Below are 21,157 nucleotides of genomic sequence, written 5' to 3'. Positions count from 1 at the left end.
GTGGCAAACGTTGGTTTCGTGAAGGGCGTGGCCGCCGGCGACTATAATAACGATGGTTTACCCGACCTCTACCTGTCCCGCCGCGATCAACCCAACGTCCTTTACCGGAATGACGGCCCAAAAGACGCCAAGCTCGGATCGAAGAGCTCGTGGAAATTCACGGATGTCAGCGTCCGGGCGGGTGTTACTGAACCTGTCTACAGCTTCCCATGCTGGTTCTGGGACTTTGACAACGACGGTTGGCTCGATCTGTTTGTCGCGGGTTATCATATTAACAATGTCGGTGACGTGGCCGCCGACTATCTCGGTCTTCCGAACGGCGCGGAATATCCGCGATTGTACCATAATAACCATGACGGAACTTTCACCGACGTTTCGAAGGAAGCCGGTCTTCACAAAGTGCTCCACGCGATGGGCTCCAACTTCGGCGATCTCGACAACGACGGCTGGCTTGATTTCTATGTGGGCACCGGCGACCCCGACCTGAGCACGGTGATACCGAACCGGATGTTCCGCAATAATGGCGGCAAGTCCTTTCAAGACGTCACCACGTCCGGGGGATTTGGCCACCTGCAGAAGGGGCACGGCGTGTCGTTTGCCGATATTGATAACGATGGAGACCAGGATATCCACGAGAAAATGGGCGGGGCGTTTTCCGGTGACGTCGCCTTCGACGTTTTATTCGAGAATCCCGGCCACGGAAATCATTGGATCAAGCTGAAGCTGGAAGGGGTCAAATCCAATCGAGCCGCGATTGGCGCGCGGATCAAAATCACCGCGGAGAACGCCTCGGGCAGTCGCGACATCTATCGCACTGTCAGCACCGGTGGCAGCTTTGGCGGCAACCCATTGCGACAGGAAATTGGTCTGGGGGATGCCAAATCAGTCCGGAGCATCGAAATCCTCTGGCCGGTCACCGGCAGGACACAGGTCTTCAAAAACGTTGAAATGGATCAATGTTACCAGATCAAAGAGGACAGCACGGCCTTGCAATTCGTTCCTTTGAAAACGTTCAAGTTTGCCGACCCCACAAAAGTGCAACACCATCATCACACGCACCCATCTTGACTGAAACGCCGCCCGATGAATCGCGGAAAAGGTGGGTGGAATCGCCGGGCGGGTGGAGCGCCAGTCGCGCCACCTGGAGCAACTGAATGCGGAGGCTCACGCCGGAACCGCCACCGGCCGATCAACGCGCAGAGCCGCGTTCTTCGCTTCAAACTCCTTGCACCAACCCTTGATTTCCGTGTCGTTGAATATCTTGCCAATGACGCGGCGCAGGAGCCCTTTCAAGTTCGGATTTTCCACGTCGCGTAACGACCGGATCGCCTCTTCCTTGTAAGTCTCATACAATTGCCGCGCCCGCTCATCAGCCTTCAATTCGGCATAAAGCGCCTCGATCTGCCCGAAGTCCGTCCCGCGCGGCAGCGAACGTCTCCAAACTGAAGCCAGCAATTCCTTCTGCGCGTCCTTCGCCTTCTCGTGCGCGATTGCCAACAGCAGGCTCGGTCGCAGGCCCGCGATGTCATTCGTCTCACCCTCGCTGCCGAGATCACTCAAGTCGTCACGAATCTGGTAGGCGATACCGAGGGCCTCGCTGTAATTCTCCAATGTGTCACCTATCTCTTCGTGCTGCGCGACGCCCGCGTATATCGCACCCAGCCGCAGCGCGACTTCAAATGCCGGCGCGGTTTTCTTGCGGAAAATGTCGAGCACCTGCGTTTGCGTGAGCGGCTGCGGTGCCCGTGCCCAGCAAAGTTCCGCCCCCTGGCCACGGCAAAGCTCCCGCTGACCCTGGGATGCGGCAAGCAGCATTTCGGTTTTTTGCGCAGCGGAAATCTGCGACGCTCCGATGAGCCGGTAACCTTCACCGACAAGCAAATCGCCAACGTTCAATGCAACCGCAACACCATGCTCCTCATGCAGCGTCTTCTCGCCGTAACGTCGCGTATCGTTGTCCTCGATGTCGTCGTGGATAAGTGACGCTTTGTGAAAGCACTCCACCGCGACCGCTATTTTGCGAACGTCTTCCGGCAATGGCGCGCCGGGCGTTTCGCGCAGCGCCTGGTACGCAGCCGCAGTCAGAAACGGCCGCCACCGTTTTCCGGCGCGCGCCAGCCATTCGCGCCCGATTTGTTCCGTGGCGCCTTCGGCGGGCCCCATGATCTTCTCCAATGATTCACTGGCGAACCAGGAATCCACTTCGTTACGCAGCGAAGTGAGATCGAGCCGGCGCGTCTGATCATCGCTGGTGAGATGGATGTAGTCCCAGATCCAATCGACGTCCACGGTGGTGTCAATGCAGTCGTCCTGCAGCAAAGGAATCGCCACGCCCGGAATGGCGGCCGCCTCCATGTAGGGAAACGCCCGCTCCAGCACGCTCAGGCAGCTCACGCCCACCAGGGCTTCGATCTTGCCCGTCTGAATGAGTGACATGACAATGGCCGAACCTTCGGCAACCAGCACTGCGTAGCCGAGTTTTTCGGCTTCGCTTTGTAAATCCTGGATCGTGCACAGGCCGCACTGCTTGCAGAGCAGGCCAAATTCATCGAACGGCGCGGGGCACTTGCTTTCCACCCGCAGGCATTTTGGCAGGAGCAGCAGGCGGCGTTCGTAGGGAACGGACGCCAGCGTCTCGCGCCACATTTCGTTGTTGATGAGCACGCCGATGTAATCGCGATAAACCGGATCGCATTGCAGCAATTGCACGACGCGATCCGCGTGTTCCTTGAGCTGTTCCACCGGCAGGGGAGGGACCGGATTGTATTCCGCCACGTAATGCCGGATGAATTGCAGGATGCGGTTCCGCTCCGGTGCGGTTTGCGGCAAGTTATTCTTCGGCGGCCGAAAGCGTTGCTGAACCGCGTGGCGCGGGATGGCCACGGAACTCAAACTGCCGGTGGGTTTCAAATTGATTGGCTGCATGGTCTGAGTTTTCGTTCTAGCAATCCGGCTCTTCTTACGACACTCCAGCTGCGGCAAAAGTATCATCCTTCTTTGCGGCCGGGTCGAGTCTTGATTTCAATTCGCCCGCCTTTGCCGCAGCATCGTGCGCCACGTTCCGGTATGCGCCGAAATCGTTGAACCAGTATTTCTTTGCCAGCCGATACATCCAATGCCTCTCCGGCACTTCCTCGCCCGGCAGCCACTGGCTGAACCTCGGCGCCATCGCCTCCAACTCGGCCATCGCCGTGCCGCGCACCGTCGTGTCGCGCGCGCCATGTTTCGCGACCAGATTCTTTATCAAATCGGGTCGCTCCAAGACAACACAACCACGGGTGTGATGGGCCGAAAGTTCCCGGAAATCTTTGAGGAAAGCCGAATCGCGCATCGTGGCGTAAATGCCGCGCGAATCCCGGATGTTCTCGGTCGCAAACTGGATGATCGGGCACGGCTCGATATCTCCACGGGGACTGATGTGATGACTCACCCCCGTGGACATCGGACAAAGCGACCGGCCGTCATGATCGTAATAGGCATCAATGATGGCGATGGGCATCTTCGCGCGCATTTCGACAACAAATTTCCGCGTTCGCACGAGTTGATCCGGGCGCAAGGCGAGTTGCGCGTTCATCTTCGGGCCGACCGGGCGATACGTGTGATACCAGACGTAATGCACGCCGCGATTGATCAATTCCTGAAGCCACGATTCGGTCAGCAATTCGTCAATGTTCGTCTGGCAGACGCTCGTGGCCACTCCAGTAAGAAGCCGGGCGCGCAGACATTGTTCCAACCCACGCATGGTTTTGTTGAACACGTCCCTTTTGCCGCGCCGCTCGTCGCTGACAATTTCGCGGCCTTCTATGCTGACCAGCGGCGTGGCGTTGCCCAGTTCGCGCAGGCGATTCGCAACTTTCTCCGTGATGAACTGGCCATTGGTGAAAAGCTGGAAGTAACAGTCCGGATGCGTCGCGAGCAGGTCGAGCAATTCCGGGTGCATGAACGGCTCGCCGCCGAGAATTCCGAAGAAAACGTTCCCGTGCCGTTTGGCGTCGGTGATCGTGCGATTCAGTGTGTCGAGATCGATCGCGTCCTTTTCTTCGACGTCCACCCAGCAACCCTGGCAGCGCAGGTTGCACGAGTTGATAATCGAGACGTAGAGAAACGGCGGGAAATACTCGCCGCGTTTGATGCGCCGCTTGAACTTCTCGACCGACAACATCCCCTTCACGCCGAAGTTCCAGGCGAACTTCCGGATGCAGCGGAAGTCAGCAGAGCGCAATGTTCGGAAGACAAGTGAAGGAAGCATGATTACTTCATTGCCGGCTTACCAGCCGTTTGGAGTTTCTGATTTAGCGCGTCTCGTTTCTTCTTCAAGATCGCTGGTTGAACGAAGTAAAAATCGAATAGGGATTCCAAAACGTCTAGGTTCCAGTCTGCTTCTCCCTGTTCAACAGGCAACACTTCGCCGCTCGCTTGGCTTTTCATGGGATGGGCGGCGAAATTTCCTATATTTCTGACGGCGTCAATTGATTCGACGATGTAAGAAGGAAGTTTTCCGCTATCGATGACTTCTTGAATCTCATTGGCGAGATTGCCCGGTTTCACTTTCGCTACTTCGCGAAGTAAACGCTGGAGGCATCGGCGGCTTAATGCCGCGCTAGCTTTCGGGCTATCGGCAAGTACGAGGCAAGACTCTTTGTAGTCATCAGCGAACTTGGAAGGCACTTCGGGCGGTGCCGGCGGGCGATTAGCTGCTTTGGGTCTTACAAGGTATTCGACTCGGAGTTGATCTAGTGCGCCCGCAACTCCCTCATAATAACCGCGGTATTCGCTAAATGGCCCCTCCACAAGATGAAGAATCAGTCGCTTACACGCAGAGCACGTACGCTTAACAATGGCCCATTCACCGTCCGAATCCGTCCCAAGCAATTCAACAGAGGGAGCGTCGTGAAAATCGGTGAGACAATGGGGACATTTCATGTCTGCTTCACCCTCATTTGCTTGCCAGCGCCGCTTGCGCCTTGGCCTTCGCTTCCTCGGCGCGGCGCGCGATTTCCTCCGGCGACGGCAGACTCATCAACACCTCCGGCGGGATGTCTCCCGCGCTGGCGAGTTTGACCAGACATTTCTGGCGTTCGGACAAAGCCTTATCGGCGTCGCGCTCTTTCGAGAAGCGTGACTTCGCTTTTTCGCTTCGCTCGCGCAGCATTGAATAGACATCACCGCCGAGCAGAGCGCTGATGTCGATCTTCATCTTCTCGCGTTGCAGGTCGGCATCGCTCACCAGGTCGCCGTTGATGGGGCCTGCCTTGTATTTCGGAAACATGATGGCGGCCTCGGGACAGACGCGCGAGCAGGCCGGGCAGTTGGTTTTGCAATTGTCGTTGTTCTGGACCTGAATCTTCTGCTCCTCGTCCACGCCATAGACGCCGAAGAGGCAAAAGCTCAGGCACTGCATGCAGTTCGTGCAGCGGTCGTAGTCAATGACCGGGAACCACGGCTTCCAATCGCCGTGCTTCGCCGCGTTCGTCTCGGCGCGAACCGCTTCGACCGTCTCGCCTACGCGATTCGCTTCGAAGCCGGAGATGTCCTGAAAGCGGAGATTGACCTGACCGTCCGTGTCTTCGGCCTGCGGCGCGCGGCCTTGATTGAATCGGCCCAGCACAAGCAACGAAGCGTGGTCGGCTGGCGCGACGCGTCCCCCACTCGTGACGTGCGTGACCGCAAAACCTTTTTCGAGCAGCGTCGTCATTGTGGCAAAGCGGTCATTCGCTTCCAGTGGCTGCGCGCCGTTGCCCTCGTAGAGAACGACACGGAGAGTGGTTTGATCTTTCAGGCTCATACTACGGCTTCAGTCGTGGGTAATTCGGCGACGTTCGGTTGAGTCATCTTGCCAGCGGGCAGATTCGGTTTTAACTCCTCGTTGAACAACGCCGAGCAAACTTCATCCGATCCCTGCACGCGCATGTTCAATACTTCGGTAGAGTCGTGGCGCAAATCTGCCTTGGCCGCGTGAAAAAGCCATTTCACCGCGCGCGGGTAACAGGCGGCGATTTTCACGGCACCACCTTCAGCCAGCCGTTTGAGCGACGGATCCCGTCGCGCCGACATTTCGCACAGGTCAGCCACGGCATCGAAGGCCACGCCGGAGTCGCAGAGCTTCTTCAGCACCGCGTCCTTCACCTCTTTGGGCACAACCTGGGCATAGGTGCAATTGCAGTACAGGACGCGAGGCGGTGTCATGATTTGTCGGCCCAGTCTAACATCGTTTTGTCGCGGCGCAACGTGAGCTTTTCGACCGCAAAACGCCCCCACAAGCGCATCAAGCCGGCGCGGCCATCCGATGCGTCGGTTGCGGTTTGCCAGGGCGAAAATGTTCCAGGTGCTCCAGTTTCGCTGTCAGACCGGAATATTTTTGCGTGACAGACGCGACCGAGCCCTGCACGGCTTCGCGCAACACCTCCGGCGCGGCTTCGGCGCGGAGATTGACAATGAGCTGGCCGCCCGGGATCGGCTCTTCGAGCGATTGAGACAGCTCTGGAACAAAGTCGTTTCGCACGAGGTTGATAACGGCGATGCCGCCCAGACCTTCATCCGGGCTCAGTGTCATCTTAAGATGCGCGACTTCGCTGCGTTGTTCCTTCAGCCGGCGTTGAATCTCTTCCGCCAGCGCTTTCATAATCGTGTTGGCATCGAATTCGGTCTGCGCCGAAAGCCACACCGTGCAATTCAACCAGCCCAGCAGCGCCTCACCTTCCGCGTAAAGTTCGTAGTCCACTTCCATCGTGGCGCGCGCCACCTGCTCAGAAGCGGCAACACGATCGAACCATGCATCGAGCCCGTCGCCCCGCCGGGCGGACACCTCAAGGATTTCGGCGCGGGGAAATTCGTTGGCGAGTTTGCCCTGCAGCCTCTGACGGCTGGCGTCGTCAAGCAGATCACATTTGTTGATGACGATGATGTCCGCCTCTTCGAGTTGCTTGCGATAGATGTAGAGCACTTTCCCGGAGAACTTGCCGCCGCTCTCCAATCCGAAGATGCGCCGCGCGCGGACCGGATCCACGAGGACGCTGAGCGGCGCGATGGAAAACGCGTCGTCATAAATCCGGCGCAGGGGATACGTGACCGTCGCCACCAGGTCAGTGCAACTGCCAACCGGCTCGGCGATGAAAACGTCGGGCCGCGTTGCAGTCGTCAGTTTTTTGGCGGCATCCACAAGTGAGTTGAACCGGCAGCAGAAGCAGCCGCCGGGAATTTCCTCGGTCGCAAATCCGCGTGATCGCAGCATCGCCGTGTCCACGAGTTCACTGCCCTGATCATTGGTGATGAGGCCGACGCGCAGACCCTGTTCGGTCAACCGCTGCGCGAGGCGCGCAACTGCCGTGGTCTTGCCCGCGCCGAGGAAGCCGCCAATCATGATATAGCGCGCCCTCTTGATGGCCGATTTGTCATCGCCCGGCTCAGGGAATCCGTCTTCAGGCTTCTGGCCTCTGGCACGGCTCATTTGATTTCCTCCGTTTTTTGCTTCTCCAATATTTTATCGATGGTCTTGTCAAGAATCGCACCATAAGCATGGACGTCCACGCATCTGCTGTCCGGCTCTCCTTTTACCATGTAAAGCCAGCCTTCACCATAGGGATCCCTGTTCACAACGTTGATCCTATCCTTCAGGTGAGAATTCGCACCAGCGAAGTTCCCGGTGGCAATGCAATAAAGGTCGGAGATGGCCTTGAATCCCTCGATCCAGCCAACCACCTGGCCCGGTTGAACCGGCGCGTCCAACCCCGTTTCAAACCCGTGATCCACCATGTCCCCGAGCATTCGGGTCGCGAACTTGGTGAAACCAACGCGCCACAACTCCCCTTCCTGCCGCGCAATCCAGCAATGTGACGGGCTATAAAGATAATCCAGCGGCAACTGTGTCGTGAAGCGCGAGCGTTTGTAATGCAGGGTTTTTGGCGCTGGGATGCTCATTCAGTGCCCTTTCAACAAAGCACACCAAACAAGACTCGAAAAGAAAGATGTTTCGTGGTCTATTTCGGCAACTGAAACAGATTTGAAATGATCTACTTCGACCACAACGCCACGACCCCCATGCTGCCTGAAGCGCGGCAAACATGGCTGGAAGCGACGGGCCAGTTCGTGGGCAACCCCTCGAGCCCGCATCGCATCGGCAGCCGCGCGGACGCAGCGATCAGCGCCGCCCGGCAGCGCCTCGCCGAGTTTTTTGGCTGCGACGCGCTGGACATCACCTGGACCTCCGGCGCCACGGAATCCAACAACACGGTTCTCCACCATTTCGCGCGGACCCTTCCCTCGAATGCCGAGGTATGGATTTCGGCCATCGAACATCCCTGTGTCATGGCTTCAACGAAGCATTACTTCCCAAAGCGGCATCGGCTTGTCCCCGTCACGCGCGAAGGCGTGACCGACTTGAACTGGCTGACCGAAGAGATGGCACACGCACGGCCTGGCCTGGTCGCCGTCATGGCGGCGAACAACGAGACGGGCGTCCTGCAACCGTGGCGTGAGTCGCTCGCCATCTGCCGCCAATACGAAGTGCCGTTCTTCTGCGACGCGGCGCAATGGGTCGGCAAGCTGCCGGCCAGCGGATTTGGCGAATGCGATTTCGTGAGCGGCGCGGCGCACAAGTTCGGCGGGCCGAAGGGCGTCGGTTTCCTGAAGTGCCCGGCCAAAGGGAGGGTTCAACCGTTGTTGCTGGGCGGGCCGCAGGAAGAAGGGCGCCGCGCCGGAACCGAAAACGTGCCCGGCATTCTATCCATGCTTGCGGCACTTGAAGTCCGCGAAGCGTCGCTCACCAAACGCGAACACGAAACAAGAACCAGATTACGTGACGCGTTCGTCGTGCAAATGACGAAAGCACTCGCGGGCGCCGAGGTGGTGGGCCTGGCACAACCGCGTTTGTGGAACACCGTCTCCGCGTTGATGCCGGAAGCCGATTGCCAGCAACGATGGGTGGTCAAGCTGGACAAGCTGGGTTTCGCGGTGTCCACGGGATCGGCCTGTTCGAGCGGCAAAGAGGAACCCTCGCATGTCATCGCTGCGATGGGTTATTCGCCGCACCAGGCCGGGCGCGTTTTGCGTTTCAGCAGCGGATGGGAGACAACCGGCGACGAGTGGTCTGCGTTGTTGGGAGGGTTGCAGACGGTCCATCGCGGAATGCAAAAGTAGGCGTTGTTCCCGCCCCTACTTTGCATCGCCGTTGCCGCGGGTTTCAAACGCCGCTTCGTAAAGGGCGGTGAAATCTTTTGTCGTGAGCGGACGCGGATTGAAGCCCGCCGTCCATTGCTGCGCCGCTTCTTCCGCCAGAACTTTGACTTTCGACCGTTTTACACCGAGGTCGGCCAGGGACCTCGCGATTTGCGCGGCGTTCAACAGCGATTCCAGCCGCGCGATCAACGCTTCGACCGCCGAATCCAGACCTTCGCTGACACACGCGATCTCCGGCGCCGATGCCAGTTCCGCATAGGCGCGCTTGGCCGCCGCGTCCTTCGCGTTGAACCGCACGACGTGCGGCAAGAGAATCCCCACCGCCTCGCCATGCACGATGTCGTAATGCGCCGTGAGCGGGTTCGCTGCGGCGTGCGCCGCGCCCAGCATGCTGTTCTCGATTGCCGTTCCGGCGATCGCCGCGCCCAACAGCATTCGCCCGCGCGCTTCGATGTTCTTTGGATCACTCAGGACTCGCGGCAGACTTGGAACGGTCAGTTTGAACGATTCGTGCGAGAACATCAGGGAAAGACTGTTGCGCTTTTTTGTGACCGCGGTTTCGACCGCGTGAGCGATCGCGTCAACGCCAGTGTGGGCGGTGACCAGCAACGGTTGCGAAACCGTGAGCGCGGGATCCAGAATGGCGATACTGGCGGCGGCCTTGGTATCGAGGCACGCCATTTTCTGGTGCGTTTGCTCGTCGGCAATGAGCGCGGCGGACTGGCATTCACTGCCGGTTCCGGCGGTCGTCGGAATCGCGATCAGCGGCAGCATCGGCTTGGCCGCCCTGCCGACTCCCCAAAAATCCTGGACGCGCCCGCCGTTCGTCAGGAGAAAATTGCAGCCTTTCGCCGTGTCCATGCTGCTGCCCCCGCCCAAACCCACAATCAGGTCAATGCCGGCGGACTTCGCGGTTTTCAGACATTTATCCACATCGCGCGTTGTCGGATTCTCCCGCGCATCCGCGAACACGACGACGCCGAGGCCGGAGGCTTGAAGGACGTGCTCGACCCGGTCCGCGTGGCCTGCAGTCACGATGCCGGGGTCAGTGACGACCAGAACGATTTTGGCGCCGAGTTCACGGGCCAGTTCTCCGACGCGATCCACGCAGTCCAGGCCAAACACGATGCGCGTCCGGGGCCGGTAATCGAACGAGGGAATGGAAACGGGGTATGTGGGCGTGTTTTTGGATGTCATCGGCTCTGATTCAGACGGCGCAGTCCACAGGCGTGTTCAAAAATCAACGCGGCACGGCGTGGCCAATCGAACGCCGTCTGTAGGGAAACTCGAACATGTTCCCTTCATGCGGCTGGTCCACGCAACCCTCGTCGTGTTGATCGGACCAAGGTTCAAACGCTCGACCCGGGGCGACTCCAAAAGCCGCCCTGTTAGTGACACGTCATTCGTTATCGCAGTTACGACGAGCGATGGGCCGATTTGTTTCAGCATCGCCTCGCGGGGCACCCGGACAACTCTGGCGCACGGAAAAAGAAATTTGCGATTTGCCAGCGGGTGCGCAAAGGAACCGGACAAAACAATGGCCGGGCGGCAACGGGCCGTCACGGACCGCTTCGCCGGCCTTGCGGATGATGCCCGCATTGACCGCGCTGACGGCAGCAGTGATCGCGCCCGTGCGATGGTCTCCGGCTTCAAATCCATCGAGACTCTCGTATGGCCTGCCCAGCTGAAGCGCAGAAATGTGTGGAACTGTTTCCATGTTCCAAAGCGTGGCCGAACTTATTCATCCTTCGATGAAACGCCAGAGCATTTTTAGAAAAGTGCGGATGCGCGCAAAGCGGAACAACCTGAATTCTGCAGTTGCTGCGCGTCCGGTCCATCCAGCGCCATGGTGTCCGTGCCCTGAGACAAGGGTCACACTCCAGTGTGACACCATTTCACACCCGTTGAAGATGGCGCTTTGCGGGTCCTCATCCAACCCTCTGAAAATTCGCGGGTAACGAATGAAGTCTGGACTGCACATCCGCTGGCATGGACGAAGCTGAAACATTTTCAGCAACGTAAAACGACAGAAAGGACAAAGAATATGAAATTGATTCGGTATCAAACGCCGGATCTTTGGAATTGGTCGCCCGTGGGCGAGCTGACCAGTGTTCGCGACGAGATCAATCGATTGTTTGACTCGACGTTCGGAAATCTCAAACGCGGCACGGAGTTCTTCAACGGTTGGACGCCCGCGCTCGATCTCTACGAAGACAAGGAGAATTTTATCGTGAAGGCCGAACTGCCCGGCATGAAACGGGAGGACATCGACATATCCTTCCAGGACGGCACGCTGGTGATCTCCGGTGAACGCAAGCATGAAGAAAAATCGGAGGATTCGGAGGCGTATCGTTCCGAAAGGTACTTTGGACGCTTCCACCGGACGCTGGCGCTCCCGAAGTCTGTGCAATCGGAAAAAGCCAGCGCCACCTACAAGGACGGCGTTCTGACGGTGGCCCTGCCGAAGTCCGAAGAGGTCAAACCAAAACAAATCCAGGTAAAGGTCAGCTGATCACGCAACCGCAGCGGGCGCAGCGTCCGCCGAATACACAGGCAAATCATGAGCACATTGACAAAGTCTGAGAACCGCGCGGCGAACGGCGGGGTCCCGGAGCAACGGGCCTGCATTTCCCCGCATGTAAACATTCTTGAAACAAATGAAGGTTACCTTCTGGAGGCGGAAATGGCGGGCGTCAGCAAGGACGGCCTCGAGTTGACGCTCGAAGGGAACGAACTGACAATCGTGGGGAAACGTCAGTTGAATGTGGAAGGTGCGGAAGTGGTGTATCGCGAATCCAGTCCGCTCAGTTTCAAACGTGTGTTTGAACTGGATCCGGCGATCGACACGGGGAAAATCACCGCTGAAATCGAGCAGGGCGTGCTGACCGTGAACCTGCCCAAGGCTGAGAAGGTCAAACCACGCAAGATAACTGTTTCAGGTTAAGTCCCTGGCCTGGCGGTCCGTGAATCCCGCAGGGCGTGACGACACTTGCGGGACTCCATGTTTCGCTCGGGTCGAATTAGACGGCGCGTATCATCGCACGACTTTTCGCGTGCAACGCTCCTGCAACCAGATGACGTCTTTGTTATCGGGCGAAGAGAGAATGTCCGGGATCAGGCCGCCCTTGACGAGCGGCGGCGTCGTGCGGTCGTCCACCCACCGCCTGATCTCCGAGTGGCCGTCAGCGAACGAAAGGCCGCCGGCGTGATTGTGGTAACTGGCCGGCAGATCGTAGAAACCCGTCTCCGCGCGTTGGTCGGGCCAGCCGGTCATGTCCACGGCGAAGTTCCCGATGTCAATGCTGTCCTCGCGCATGTCCAGCAGAACAAAGGTGCGCGCCGGGCCGGGATCGATCATCTCATTTGCCTTGAGATAAACTCTCCACAAATTGCCGCCCTGCGTTCGGCCGTCGCCGCCGGATATACCGTCGTCATATCCTCCGAACCCTCCGACCCAGAGGTTCATGGACATGCTGCGCACCCGCGGAGTCGCCCGGCCTTGATAGGGTCCTCGTGACGGCGTAACTGTGGATTTGTCCGCCGGACATTTCCAAATCCCGGCGGACCTGCCGCAATAGGGCCAGAGCGGACTTTTCGCGATGTCCTGGTTCACGTCCCAGTTGGAAGGATTGTCAGGATCAAAATCCATCCAACCAAGCACCCAGGTGTAAGGGTCCGAGTTGGTATCACCGGAAAAAACACCGGGGCTGGCGTAGAGGAGCTGGTCGTTGTTGTCGTCGTTATACATTCGCCAGGCGAGCATCAACTGCCGGTGATTATTCATGCATTGGATGCCCTGGCCCTTGGTCTTTGCCTTCGCGACCGCAGGTAATAGCAGACCTGCAAGAATGGCGATAACGGCGATCACCACAAGCAACTCGACGACTGTGAATGCCTGTTTCACGTTTTGCTTTTTTCCGATTCCCGGGTTGCGTCCGTCCCACAGCGAAGTCACGCTGTGCAGACAAAATCGGCGTTCAAGCAGTCCTTGTCAATTGGCCGGATTGACACCTTCGGAGCCGGGTTGGGATTCGATCGCTTTTTTTCAGCCGCCCTGGCCTTGGTTTGACCGGATCGACGGGCGTTTTCAAAACGAAACAGAAAGGGCTTGTTTGGATCGAAGCAACCGTCCTATAAACAGGTCGTCACCCCGGTAAACCGAATGTGTTATGAAGACGAGGAATCCGGTTCGGCGTTTCACGGCTGCCCATCAAGCATTCACGCTGATCGAACTGCTGGTGGTGATCGCCATAATCGCCATCCTGGCCGGGTTGCTGTTGCCAGCGCTGGCACGCGCCAAGGCCAAGGGCGAGCGCATCGCCTGCATGAACAACCTTCGCCAGATCAGCCTGTTCATGCAGTTTTACACGGACGAGAACAACGACGTCTTTCCCGCGCACCGCAATCTGGGATTGACCGGACCGAATGCAGCCGATCCGGTCGCCTCGTTGACCAATTGGTGGGGCACCTCAATCATCGGATACTCCCGGAATCAAAGCAACTTGTTCCATGACCCCAGCATTAAGGGCAAACGTCTGGACAACGGCTATAAATGGGAATGGAAGTTCGATTGCCACCTGGTCGGATATGGCTTCAACGGTTATTTCCTCGGTATCCACCCTTATACCGGCGACAACTTGACGGTCGCTGGATTCAATTTTCAAACCAAGCCCTGGTTCAAGCGAAGTTCGATCGTCAACCCCGCCCAGAACCTGGTAGTTGGTGACAAACAGCCGTACGGCAACCCGCCCGTCTGGAGCAGCAGCCTCTGGTGGCCGAATGGCTGCATGGATACGAAACTCAGTACCTTCAAGGCTTACGAGGGTATTGAACCTAAACGGCATTTGGGTGCTTCCGTGGTTGTCTTCAATGACGGGCACTCCGAAGTTCGCAAAGACGCGCAGATCAATCCGCCGCTGGATCCCTACGGCCTTAATGTCAAATCGCTGATCAACTCCCAGTATTGGGACCCTCTCCAGCGGGCCGGGAATCGATAACACGGATCGGGTTGAATCTTGATCACTTGGCGCCGGGCTGCACATCTTGTCTTTCGCGGGCCGTTCGATTTGGCCCGCCAAAAGGAGTTCTGAAGCGAGTCTTTGACAACTTCCCACGATGTCAGTATTGCGATTCTGTGCAACCCCTCAATTTCCAGCTGCGCTCTGTCAAGGCGAGCTCCCTTGCAATACTGGTCTCGCTCTTGATGACAACTTCGGGCGTCACCGAGCAACCACTGCCGGATGTCAATCGGCTCCAGACCAGTCCTGTCCTCCAACATTTGAAGCCGAACCCGATGCCCTCAGCGCCCCGCACACCCGCCGAACAGACGCTTGCTCAAATGTATTTGCCGGAAGGATTCCGTGCGGAGTTGATCGCCGCCGAACCTGATTTGCGACAGCCCGTCGCCTTCGCATTCGACGAGCGCGGCCGCATCTGGGTGGCCGAAGCTTTCAGTTACCCAACGAAGCGGCCATCCGGCCAGGGTCTCGACAAGATTGTAATCTTTGAAGACCGGGACGGCGATGGGAGATTCGAAACCCGGAAAACTTTCGCCGAAGGATTAAACCTCGTCTCTGGATTGGAGGTCGGCTACGGCGGGGTATGGGTGGGCGCGGCGCCGGAGTTGTTGTTCATTCCGGACCGCAATCACGACGATGTGCCCGACGGCCCGCCGCAGGTATTGCTCGACGGCTTTGGTTTTCAAGACACGCACGAGTGCTTGAACAGTTTCTTGTGGGGACCCGACGGCTGGCTCTACGGGAATCAGGGCGTATTCAACACCGCGCACATTGGCAGGCCTGGCGCGCCCGACGCGGAGCGCGTCGAATTGCGCGCGGGCGTGTGGCGATATCATCCACGCCGGCACAAGTTTGAAGTGTTCGCCAACGGGGGCAGCAACCAGTGGGGCCTGGACTACGATGAACACGGCCAGCTCTTCATGACGCATTGCCGCAGTTACTGGGGGCGCGGCTGCACGACGCACGTCATTCAAGGCGGCTGTTTCTGGAACCAGGCGAACGCGAATTACCCACCGTTCATAATCGCGAATCCGCCCGGGGATTTCCCCGACTATCGCAATTACCTGCTGGCTTCCGCGCGATACGACCACGGGGCCGGTGGCGCGGGCAAGCCCGGCAGTGACGCCATCTACGGCGGCCACGCGCATGTCGGGACGATGATCTACCTCGGTGATAACTGGCCCGACGAATATCGCGGCCACCTGTTCACTCACAATCTCCACGGACATCAGATCAATCATCAGGTCAACAAACGGCTGGGGTCCGGGTTCGATACCGTCCATGCCGGCCAGGACCAGTTTTTTTGCAGTGACCCGAAATACGTCGCCGTGGACCTGCAATACGGTCCCGACGGCGCCGTTTATGTGATTGACTGGTATGACCAGCAGCATTGTCACAATCCGGACACGGAGCGCTGGGATCGCAGCAATGGGCGCATCTACCGCATCCAATATGACGCGACTTATCAGCCGAAAAAAGTGGACCTCGCGGCGAAGAGCAACCTGGAACTCATCGAGCTGCTCTCGCACAAAAACGAATGGTTTGCGCGGACGGCACAACGGCTGTTAAACGAGCGCTACTACGATTCGCTCGAAAACCGGCACGGCCCGCCGGTGGATCGCAAGACGAGGAAGCGCCTGGTGGAGATGACGAAATCCGATCCATCACCTGCACGCCGGCTGCGCAGTCTCTGGGCCGCGAACGCGGTGGGCGAGTTTTCCGTTGAGCTTTCGAAGACGACGCGGGCAGACCCGGACGAATTCGTGCGTGCCTGGACCGTCCGGCTCTGGACCGATCAGGAAATGAATCCGATCGTGGAACGCGAGCTGGTCCGCATGGCAAAGGAGGATCCGTCGCCGGTCGTTCGCCTCCACCTGGCTTCCGCGATTCAGCGAGTCACGGAAAAAACCGCCTGGGAGATCGCCGAGGCGCTGGCGCGGCACGGCGAAGACCGGGCCGATCGCAATCTTCCCCCGCTTCTCTGGCACGGCCTCGCCCAGCGGATGCCAAAGGACCTGGACCGCGCGTTTGCCATCGCTGCAAGGACGCCCATCCCGCAACTCGCCGACTGGATTTACTGGTATGCAGCTACAATGGGAGGTGGTGCGTTGAATCGTGCCGTGATGAAGCTCGACAATTCGGACGGCGAGACGTTGCCCCGCCGCCTCGCCGGCCTCTGGCTTGCGTTGGAGACGCGGGCCCGCGTTGCCATGCCGGCCGCGTGGAAGCACATCGCGCAACAACTCTACGCAAGCAAGGATCTGCGCATCCACAGACAGGCGGAACGCATCGCGGCGGTCTTCGGCGACGAGTCGATGTTCCCGCGCCTTCGGGACGTGCTCGCAAATGAAGGCGCCGAGGCCGAAGCACGCAAGCATGCCTTCGCAGTTCTCAGCCGCGCCCTCGACCGCGCCTCGCTGCCGATTTTCGTGCGCCTGCTCGACGACGCAACCTTCCGTGGACAGATCATCCATTTGATGGCACGCTTCGACGCGGCCGAAATACCAGGAGCGTTGATCAGCCGGTTCCAGGGTTTTTCAGCGACCGAACGCGCAGCCGCGCTGAATACGCTGACCAGCCGCACGAGTTTCGCGCTGGCGCTGCTGGATGCCGTCGCGGCGGGCGGGCTCAAACGCGATCAACTGACCGCATTCCACGTCCGCCAGCTTACACAATTGAAGAACTCTGAAGTGGACAGACGGGTCGCAGCGACGTGGGGCAGGATCAACCAGAGTCCCGCTGAAAAACAACAGCAGATCGCTCGACTGGAGAAGGTTTTCGACGAAGCGCCGCTTTGGGCCTATGATGCTGAAGCCGGGCGGGGACATTTCCAGAAGCTTTGCGCACAATGCCATCGCGTCGGCAACGAGGGCGTCCGGCTCGGACCGGAACTCACCGGCGCGGGTCGGAATGGCGTCCGCTATTTTCTCGAAAACATCATCGACCCAAACGCTGTCATCGGCTCCGATTTTCAGATGACCACCGTGGAGACCCGCAGCGGCGACGTCGTTTCGGGCCTTGTCGTCAACGAAACGCCCGCCACGCTCGCCATCCGCACCACTGCCGACCAGATGACGATACCCAGGGCCGACATCGCACGGCGCACGACCAGCGACAAGTCTCTGATGCCCGAAGGACTTCTGGAATCACTGGGGGATCGCGAGCAACTGGAGTTGTTGAAATTCCTCACTTCCAATTGAAGGACAGGGAAGTTCGCCGCAATGGACTTTGAAACGGCGGTCTTTGCGGCGAGGTGGGCTGCTCCCGGCCTTCGCAAACGCGCCGGATGATTTGAACCTGGCGGCATTCAGCAATATCCAAACTTGTAGTGGGAACGTTAAATGCTAGAGTTGAATTGTGACGCCTGCATCAAATGAAGTTCGCAAACCGCTGCGCATGGTTTCGTGCGGCGGCTGTGGCGCAAAGGTGTTTATTTCCGGCGACCTGCCGCCCTTGACCACGACTCCATGCACCAAATGCGGGCATCCCGTCATGATGCCCATGCGGATGCGGCAGTTCGAGCTGCGCGACGCCATCGCCTCCGGCGGCATGGGGACGGTCTATCGCGCGTTTGACCTGATGCTCGAACGGGAGGTGGCGGTGAAACTCATGCGCAAAGAACTGGCGGAAGACACGAAGTCCCTGGAAAGCTTTTATCGCGAGGCCCGCGCCTGCGCCGCCTTGAACCACACGAACATCATTCACATTTACACGTTCGACGAACTGGACGGCCAGCTCTACCTGGTGATGGAACTGGCCGATCGCGGCAGTCTTGACCACCGGATCGAGGAACAGGTCCGACTGCACGAGCTCCAGGTGCTCGACGTTGGAATCAAGGTCGCTTCCGCGCTCGACACCGCGCTCAAACACAACCTGCTGCATCGCGACATCAAACCGGGCAATATTCTCTTTAACGCCGAGGGCGAACCCAAGCTTGTGGATTTCGGCCTCGCGCGGGCCAGCGACGCGGACACGGAATACGACACCGCAGTGTGGGGCACGCCTTACTACATCGCCCCGGAAAAAGTGAAGCGCGAACGGGAGGATTTTCTATCGGACATGTACAGCCTCGCCGGCACGTTGTATCATGCGTTGACCGGCCACGTGCCCTTTGAAGCCCCGACCGTCGAGGAAGTCGTTGCCGCGCACATCCACACGCCGTTGACGCCGCCAGACCAGGTCGTGTCCGACGTGACCCAACCGACCAGTGACGCGCTCGTCATTGCGATGGCCAAAAGTCCGGCTGAGCGGTACCGCTCCTATGATGATTTTCGCATGGCCATGGAAGCCGCCCGCAGCCAGTTGTTGATCAGTCAACTGCGCGCCAAAAAGGAAACCGGCACGGTCGGCCGGAGCTGGTGGCGGCGGTAGATTTCCCGCCGGAGAGCATTTTTCATTGCGACTTCTCGTCAGCCGCTTTCCCGGTATCCGGCACTGGACGGTTCAACGTCCAAAAAATCGCGTTGATCAACAACCGACGGAACGACGAGCTTTCAAAATCCTTCGGATGTCCCAGCGACGTGTAAAAGATTCGGGCGCCCTTGTAGCGGTGCGTCCACGCCACCGGTTCGGCCGGGAAGTTCGTCACACTCCCTGTCAGCAACACGGTGGATGACGCCGGCAACGGCGCGTTGCGATACAACGAACCTCCCGCGACGAATTCTTTTTCCACACCCTTGAGAATCGGGTGATCCGCCGCCCCGGCTGCAACTCGAATCGTCGCGACGAGTTCGTTCGCGTGATGCATGTGGTAATTCCCGCCCAGCACGTCGTGGTCCCACTCCTTCCAGTTCTCAAACGCGTGGCTGGCGGTGCGCAGGCCGATCAACGGTTTGCCGGATTCGACATACTGTTTGATTTTGCCAAGTTGATTTTCCGGCAGCGTCATGCGGCGGGCAAAAAGCACGACCAGATCCGCCTGGTCGAGCGCGTTCAGGCCGGGAATGTCCTCACCCTGCGTCCGCTCGAGATAAATGCAGTTAAAACCATAGTTCGTTTCCAAATAACGCTTGAAGGCCGGCAACGTCTCATAGGACTTGTATTCAAACTCGCCGGAAATCAGCACGACCGTGGGTTTGTTCGTCGGGTCCGCCGCGTTTGCCGACACAGCCGCGAACAGCCACGCAATCAGGGCCAACGCACCGATGGGGAATGGCTTTTTCATTGCGTCGCACGGTTCATAAAACTGAAATCTCCGGCTGTCGAGCACGGATTCATCGACACCGACCGATCACCCGAAGGCTCCCGAATGGGCCTTGTTTTCCGCGCGTTCGTTTGTTATCACGCGTGCACAGAATCACCCGGATCAGCGACTCGAACCTGCGCCGGACCCGGCAGAACATTATGAACAACGGCAAAAGAACACTGGCTTGGTTTTTATTCCTTGGCGGTCTGATCGCGTCCGCCTCCCTTCCGTTGCGAGCGGAAAACTGGCCCCAATGGCGCGGACCCCTTTTCAACGGCTCGACCACCGAGAAGGGCCTCTCGACCACTTTCTCGAAGACCGAAAACGTGAAATGGGCGGCCGATCTTCCCGGGCCTTCCGCTGCCACGCCGATCGTCTGGAGCGACCATGTCTTTGTCAGTTCCGTGGATCAGAAGGCCGGCACGCTTCAGGCCATCTGCCTTGATCGCGCCACCGGCAGGATGCTTTGGAAACACGAGACCGGCACCGGCCTTGGTTTCGATGACAAGAGCAACTTCTCTTCGCCGTCGCCGGTCACCGACGGCAAGCGGGTCTGGTTCTATTACGGCAACGGGCAACTCACGGCGTTCGACTTCAACGGCAAGGAGGTCTGGTCCCGGAACATCCAGAAGGATTACGGCCAGTTCGCCTACCAATGGACTTACGGGAGCAGCCCGACGTTTTACGCCGGTCGCCTTTATGTGCAGGTCCTCCAGCGCAACGTGCCCGTGCATGGCCGCGGGCGCACGGACGGCCCGATTGATTCGTTCCTGCTGGCGCTCGATCCGCAAACCGGCAAGGAACTCTGGAAGGTCGTTCGTCCGAACGACGCACGCGAGGAATCAAAGGAATCCTACTCCACACCGATTCCTTACACGTTCAACAATCGGACGGAACTGCTCATCACCGGCGGCGATTGCATCACCGGCCATGATCCGGACAACGGCAAGGAACTCTGGCGCTGGGGCACGTGGAATCCGAACAAAATCACGCACTGGCGGCTGGTGCCTTCGCCGGTCGCCGGTGGCGGAGTGGCGCTTGCCTGCGGACCGAAGGGCGCGCCCATTTTCGCCGTCAAAGCCGGAGCCAAAGGCAACCTCGACGACTCGGGCCTGGCCTGGAAAAGTTCGGATCGCGAAATCTCCACGGACGTAAGCACACCGTTGTTTTACGAAGGCCGGTTTTACGTCCTCAACAGTGACCGAAAAACGCTTTCCCGCGTCGTGCCGGAAACGGGCAAGGTCGAATGGACCGGTGAAACCGGAAGCCAGGCGAAAATCGAGACGTCGCCCACTGCGGCCAATGGCAGGATTTATTTCATGAACTTTCGTGGCGACGTCTTTGTGGTGGAAGCGGGCGAACAATTCAAACTGCTGCACAAAACCGCAATGGGCGACGAGAACGACAACGATCTGCGTTCGAGCATTGCCATCGCCAACGGCTGCCTGTTCATTCGCACCGGCTCGAAACTGTATTGCGTGGGGAGCAAGTAGCCAGTTGCTAAACGACATCACGTGCATCAGCAACCTCCAGACAGAAGAGGACGCGTCATCGAGCTGTTGCAGCTACTTGCTTCGGAGGAGCAGCAGTTAGCCTATGAGAGGGATGTGCCTCATGTTGACATTACGGCTGAGTTACTTTGCATGTGGTTCAACGATCTCTATCATCCCGGCGAATCACGGTTTGATTCGAGTTTCACGGCAGACGAGCGTTCTATGCTTGCCAGTTTTCACCAGCTTTACGAAGAGAAGAGCCGTCGTCTCCCTGCGAGTGGGGGCAC

20 protein-coding genes are annotated in these 21,157 nt (G+C 58.6%); 9 read left to right on the top strand and 11 right to left on the bottom strand.

The genetic code is table 11. The annotated features are described in order from the left end of the window. Positions 1 to 1,068 (top strand): CRTAC1 family protein (locus VN887_09225; protein ID HXT40192.1); only part of this gene is annotated, 1,068 nt, incomplete at its 5' end. 96 nt (positions 1,069 to 1,164) lie between these two features. Here VN887_09225 and VN887_09220 read toward each other — a convergent pair. The 7 genes from VN887_09220 to VN887_09190 form a co-directional block, all read right to left on the bottom strand. Further along, on the bottom strand, positions 1,165 to 2,925 hold the full coding sequence (locus VN887_09220) for a polyprenyl synthetase family protein (GenBank protein HXT40191.1): 1,761 nt from the start codon (positions 2,923 to 2,925) through the stop codon (positions 1,165 to 1,167). A gap of 34 nt (positions 2,926 to 2,959) precedes the next feature. After that, complete coding sequence (locus tag VN887_09215) at positions 2,960 to 4,249, bottom strand: radical SAM/SPASM domain-containing protein (GenBank protein HXT40190.1); 1,290 nt, start codon at positions 4,247 to 4,249, stop codon at positions 2,960 to 2,962. Between the two features lie 2 nt (positions 4,250 to 4,251). Further along, entirely contained in the window at positions 4,252 to 4,923 is a 672-nt protein-coding gene (locus VN887_09210; protein HXT40189.1) for a DUF4145 domain-containing protein, read from the bottom strand. A gap of 13 nt (positions 4,924 to 4,936) precedes the next feature. Next, on the bottom strand, positions 4,937 to 5,785 hold the full coding sequence (locus VN887_09205; protein HXT40188.1) for a ferredoxin family protein: 849 nt from the start codon (positions 5,783 to 5,785) through the stop codon (positions 4,937 to 4,939). Next, positions 5,782 to 6,186, bottom strand: a complete 405-nt coding sequence (locus tag VN887_09200) for a hypothetical protein (protein ID HXT40187.1) — start codon at positions 6,184 to 6,186, stop codon at positions 5,782 to 5,784. Before VN887_09200 ends, VN887_09205 begins: the two co-directional genes overlap by 4 nt. Positions 6,187 to 6,265: 79 nt before the next feature. Next, positions 6,266 to 7,447 (bottom strand): GTP-binding protein, encoded by a 1,182-nt coding sequence (locus VN887_09195; GenBank protein ID HXT40186.1) that lies wholly within the window; start codon positions 7,445 to 7,447, stop codon positions 6,266 to 6,268. Then, positions 7,444 to 7,917: a glycine cleavage system protein H gene (locus VN887_09190; protein HXT40185.1), complete on the bottom strand. Its 474-nt coding sequence runs from the start codon at positions 7,915 to 7,917 to the stop codon at positions 7,444 to 7,446. The genes VN887_09195 and VN887_09190 overlap by 4 nt, the downstream gene beginning before the upstream one ends. Positions 7,918 to 8,004: 87 nt before the next feature. Here VN887_09190 and VN887_09185 point away from each other — a divergent pair, with 87 nt between their 5' ends. Then, entirely contained in the window at positions 8,005 to 9,135 is a 1,131-nt protein-coding gene (locus VN887_09185; protein HXT40184.1) for a cysteine desulfurase family protein, read from the top strand. Positions 9,136 to 9,150: 15 nt separating this feature from the next. On the opposite strand, the gene VN887_09180 is transcribed toward VN887_09185, so the two are convergent. Then, positions 9,151 to 10,371 (bottom strand): iron-containing alcohol dehydrogenase, encoded by a 1,221-nt coding sequence (locus VN887_09180; GenBank protein HXT40183.1) that lies wholly within the window; start codon positions 10,369 to 10,371, stop codon positions 9,151 to 9,153. A 202-nt stretch (positions 10,372 to 10,573) separates the two neighbouring features. After that, positions 10,574 to 10,891, bottom strand: coding sequence for a hypothetical protein (locus VN887_09175; GenBank protein HXT40182.1), 318 nt, complete (start codon positions 10,889 to 10,891; stop codon positions 10,574 to 10,576). A gap of 327 nt (positions 10,892 to 11,218) precedes the next feature. Here VN887_09175 and VN887_09170 point away from each other — a divergent pair, with 327 nt between their 5' ends. Together VN887_09170 and VN887_09165 are read left to right on the top strand one after the other, a co-directional pair. Further along, the gene (locus VN887_09170) at positions 11,219 to 11,686 is read left to right on the top strand and encodes an Hsp20/alpha crystallin family protein (protein ID HXT40181.1); all 468 of its coding nucleotides are present in this window, start codon (positions 11,219 to 11,221) and stop codon (positions 11,684 to 11,686) included. Positions 11,687 to 11,734: 48 nt separating this feature from the next. Beyond that, complete coding sequence (locus VN887_09165; GenBank protein ID HXT40180.1) at positions 11,735 to 12,118, top strand: Hsp20/alpha crystallin family protein; 384 nt, start codon at positions 11,735 to 11,737, stop codon at positions 12,116 to 12,118. Positions 12,119 to 12,208: 90 nt separating this feature from the next. On the opposite strand, the gene VN887_09160 is transcribed toward VN887_09165, so the two are convergent. Further along, the gene (locus VN887_09160) at positions 12,209 to 13,078 is read right to left on the bottom strand and encodes a type II secretion system protein (GenBank protein HXT40179.1); all 870 of its coding nucleotides are present in this window, start codon (positions 13,076 to 13,078) and stop codon (positions 12,209 to 12,211) included. A gap of 265 nt (positions 13,079 to 13,343) precedes the next feature. Between VN887_09160 and VN887_09155 the strand changes: the two genes are divergently transcribed. The 3 genes from VN887_09155 (at position 13,344) to VN887_09145 (ending at position 18,563) form a co-directional block, all read left to right on the top strand. Then, positions 13,344 to 14,171, top strand: a complete 828-nt coding sequence (locus tag VN887_09155) for a type II secretion system protein (GenBank protein HXT40178.1) — start codon at positions 13,344 to 13,346, stop codon at positions 14,169 to 14,171. A 296-nt stretch (positions 14,172 to 14,467) separates the two neighbouring features. Beyond that, positions 14,468 to 17,392: a PVC-type heme-binding CxxCH protein gene (locus tag VN887_09150; protein ID HXT40177.1), complete on the top strand. Its 2,925-nt coding sequence runs from the start codon at positions 14,468 to 14,470 to the stop codon at positions 17,390 to 17,392. Positions 17,393 to 17,549: 157 nt separating this feature from the next. Continuing rightward, positions 17,550 to 18,563, top strand: a complete 1,014-nt coding sequence (locus tag VN887_09145; protein ID HXT40176.1) for a serine/threonine-protein kinase — start codon at positions 17,550 to 17,552, stop codon at positions 18,561 to 18,563. Positions 18,564 to 18,585: 22 nt separating this feature from the next. On the opposite strand, the gene VN887_09140 is transcribed toward VN887_09145, so the two are convergent. Beyond that, entirely contained in the window at positions 18,586 to 19,356 is a 771-nt protein-coding gene (locus tag VN887_09140; protein HXT40175.1) for a ThuA domain-containing protein, read from the bottom strand. Positions 19,357 to 19,535: 179 nt separating this feature from the next. Between VN887_09140 and VN887_09135 the strand changes: the two genes are divergently transcribed. Together VN887_09135 and VN887_09130 are read left to right on the top strand one after the other, a co-directional pair. After that, positions 19,536 to 20,870 (top strand): PQQ-binding-like beta-propeller repeat protein, encoded by a 1,335-nt coding sequence (locus VN887_09135; protein ID HXT40174.1) that lies wholly within the window; start codon positions 19,536 to 19,538, stop codon positions 20,868 to 20,870. A gap of 21 nt (positions 20,871 to 20,891) precedes the next feature. After that, on the top strand, positions 20,892 to 21,157 hold a 266-nt coding region (locus VN887_09130), incomplete at its 3' end, for a hypothetical protein (GenBank protein ID HXT40173.1).

The sequence above is a fragment of the Candidatus Angelobacter sp. genome (assembly GCA_035607015.1).
GTDB lineage: Bacteria > Verrucomicrobiota > Verrucomicrobiia > Limisphaerales > AV2 > AV2.
The sequence above is the reverse complement of the archived record's forward strand: the minus strand, read 5'-3'. Positions and strand labels throughout refer to the sequence as shown.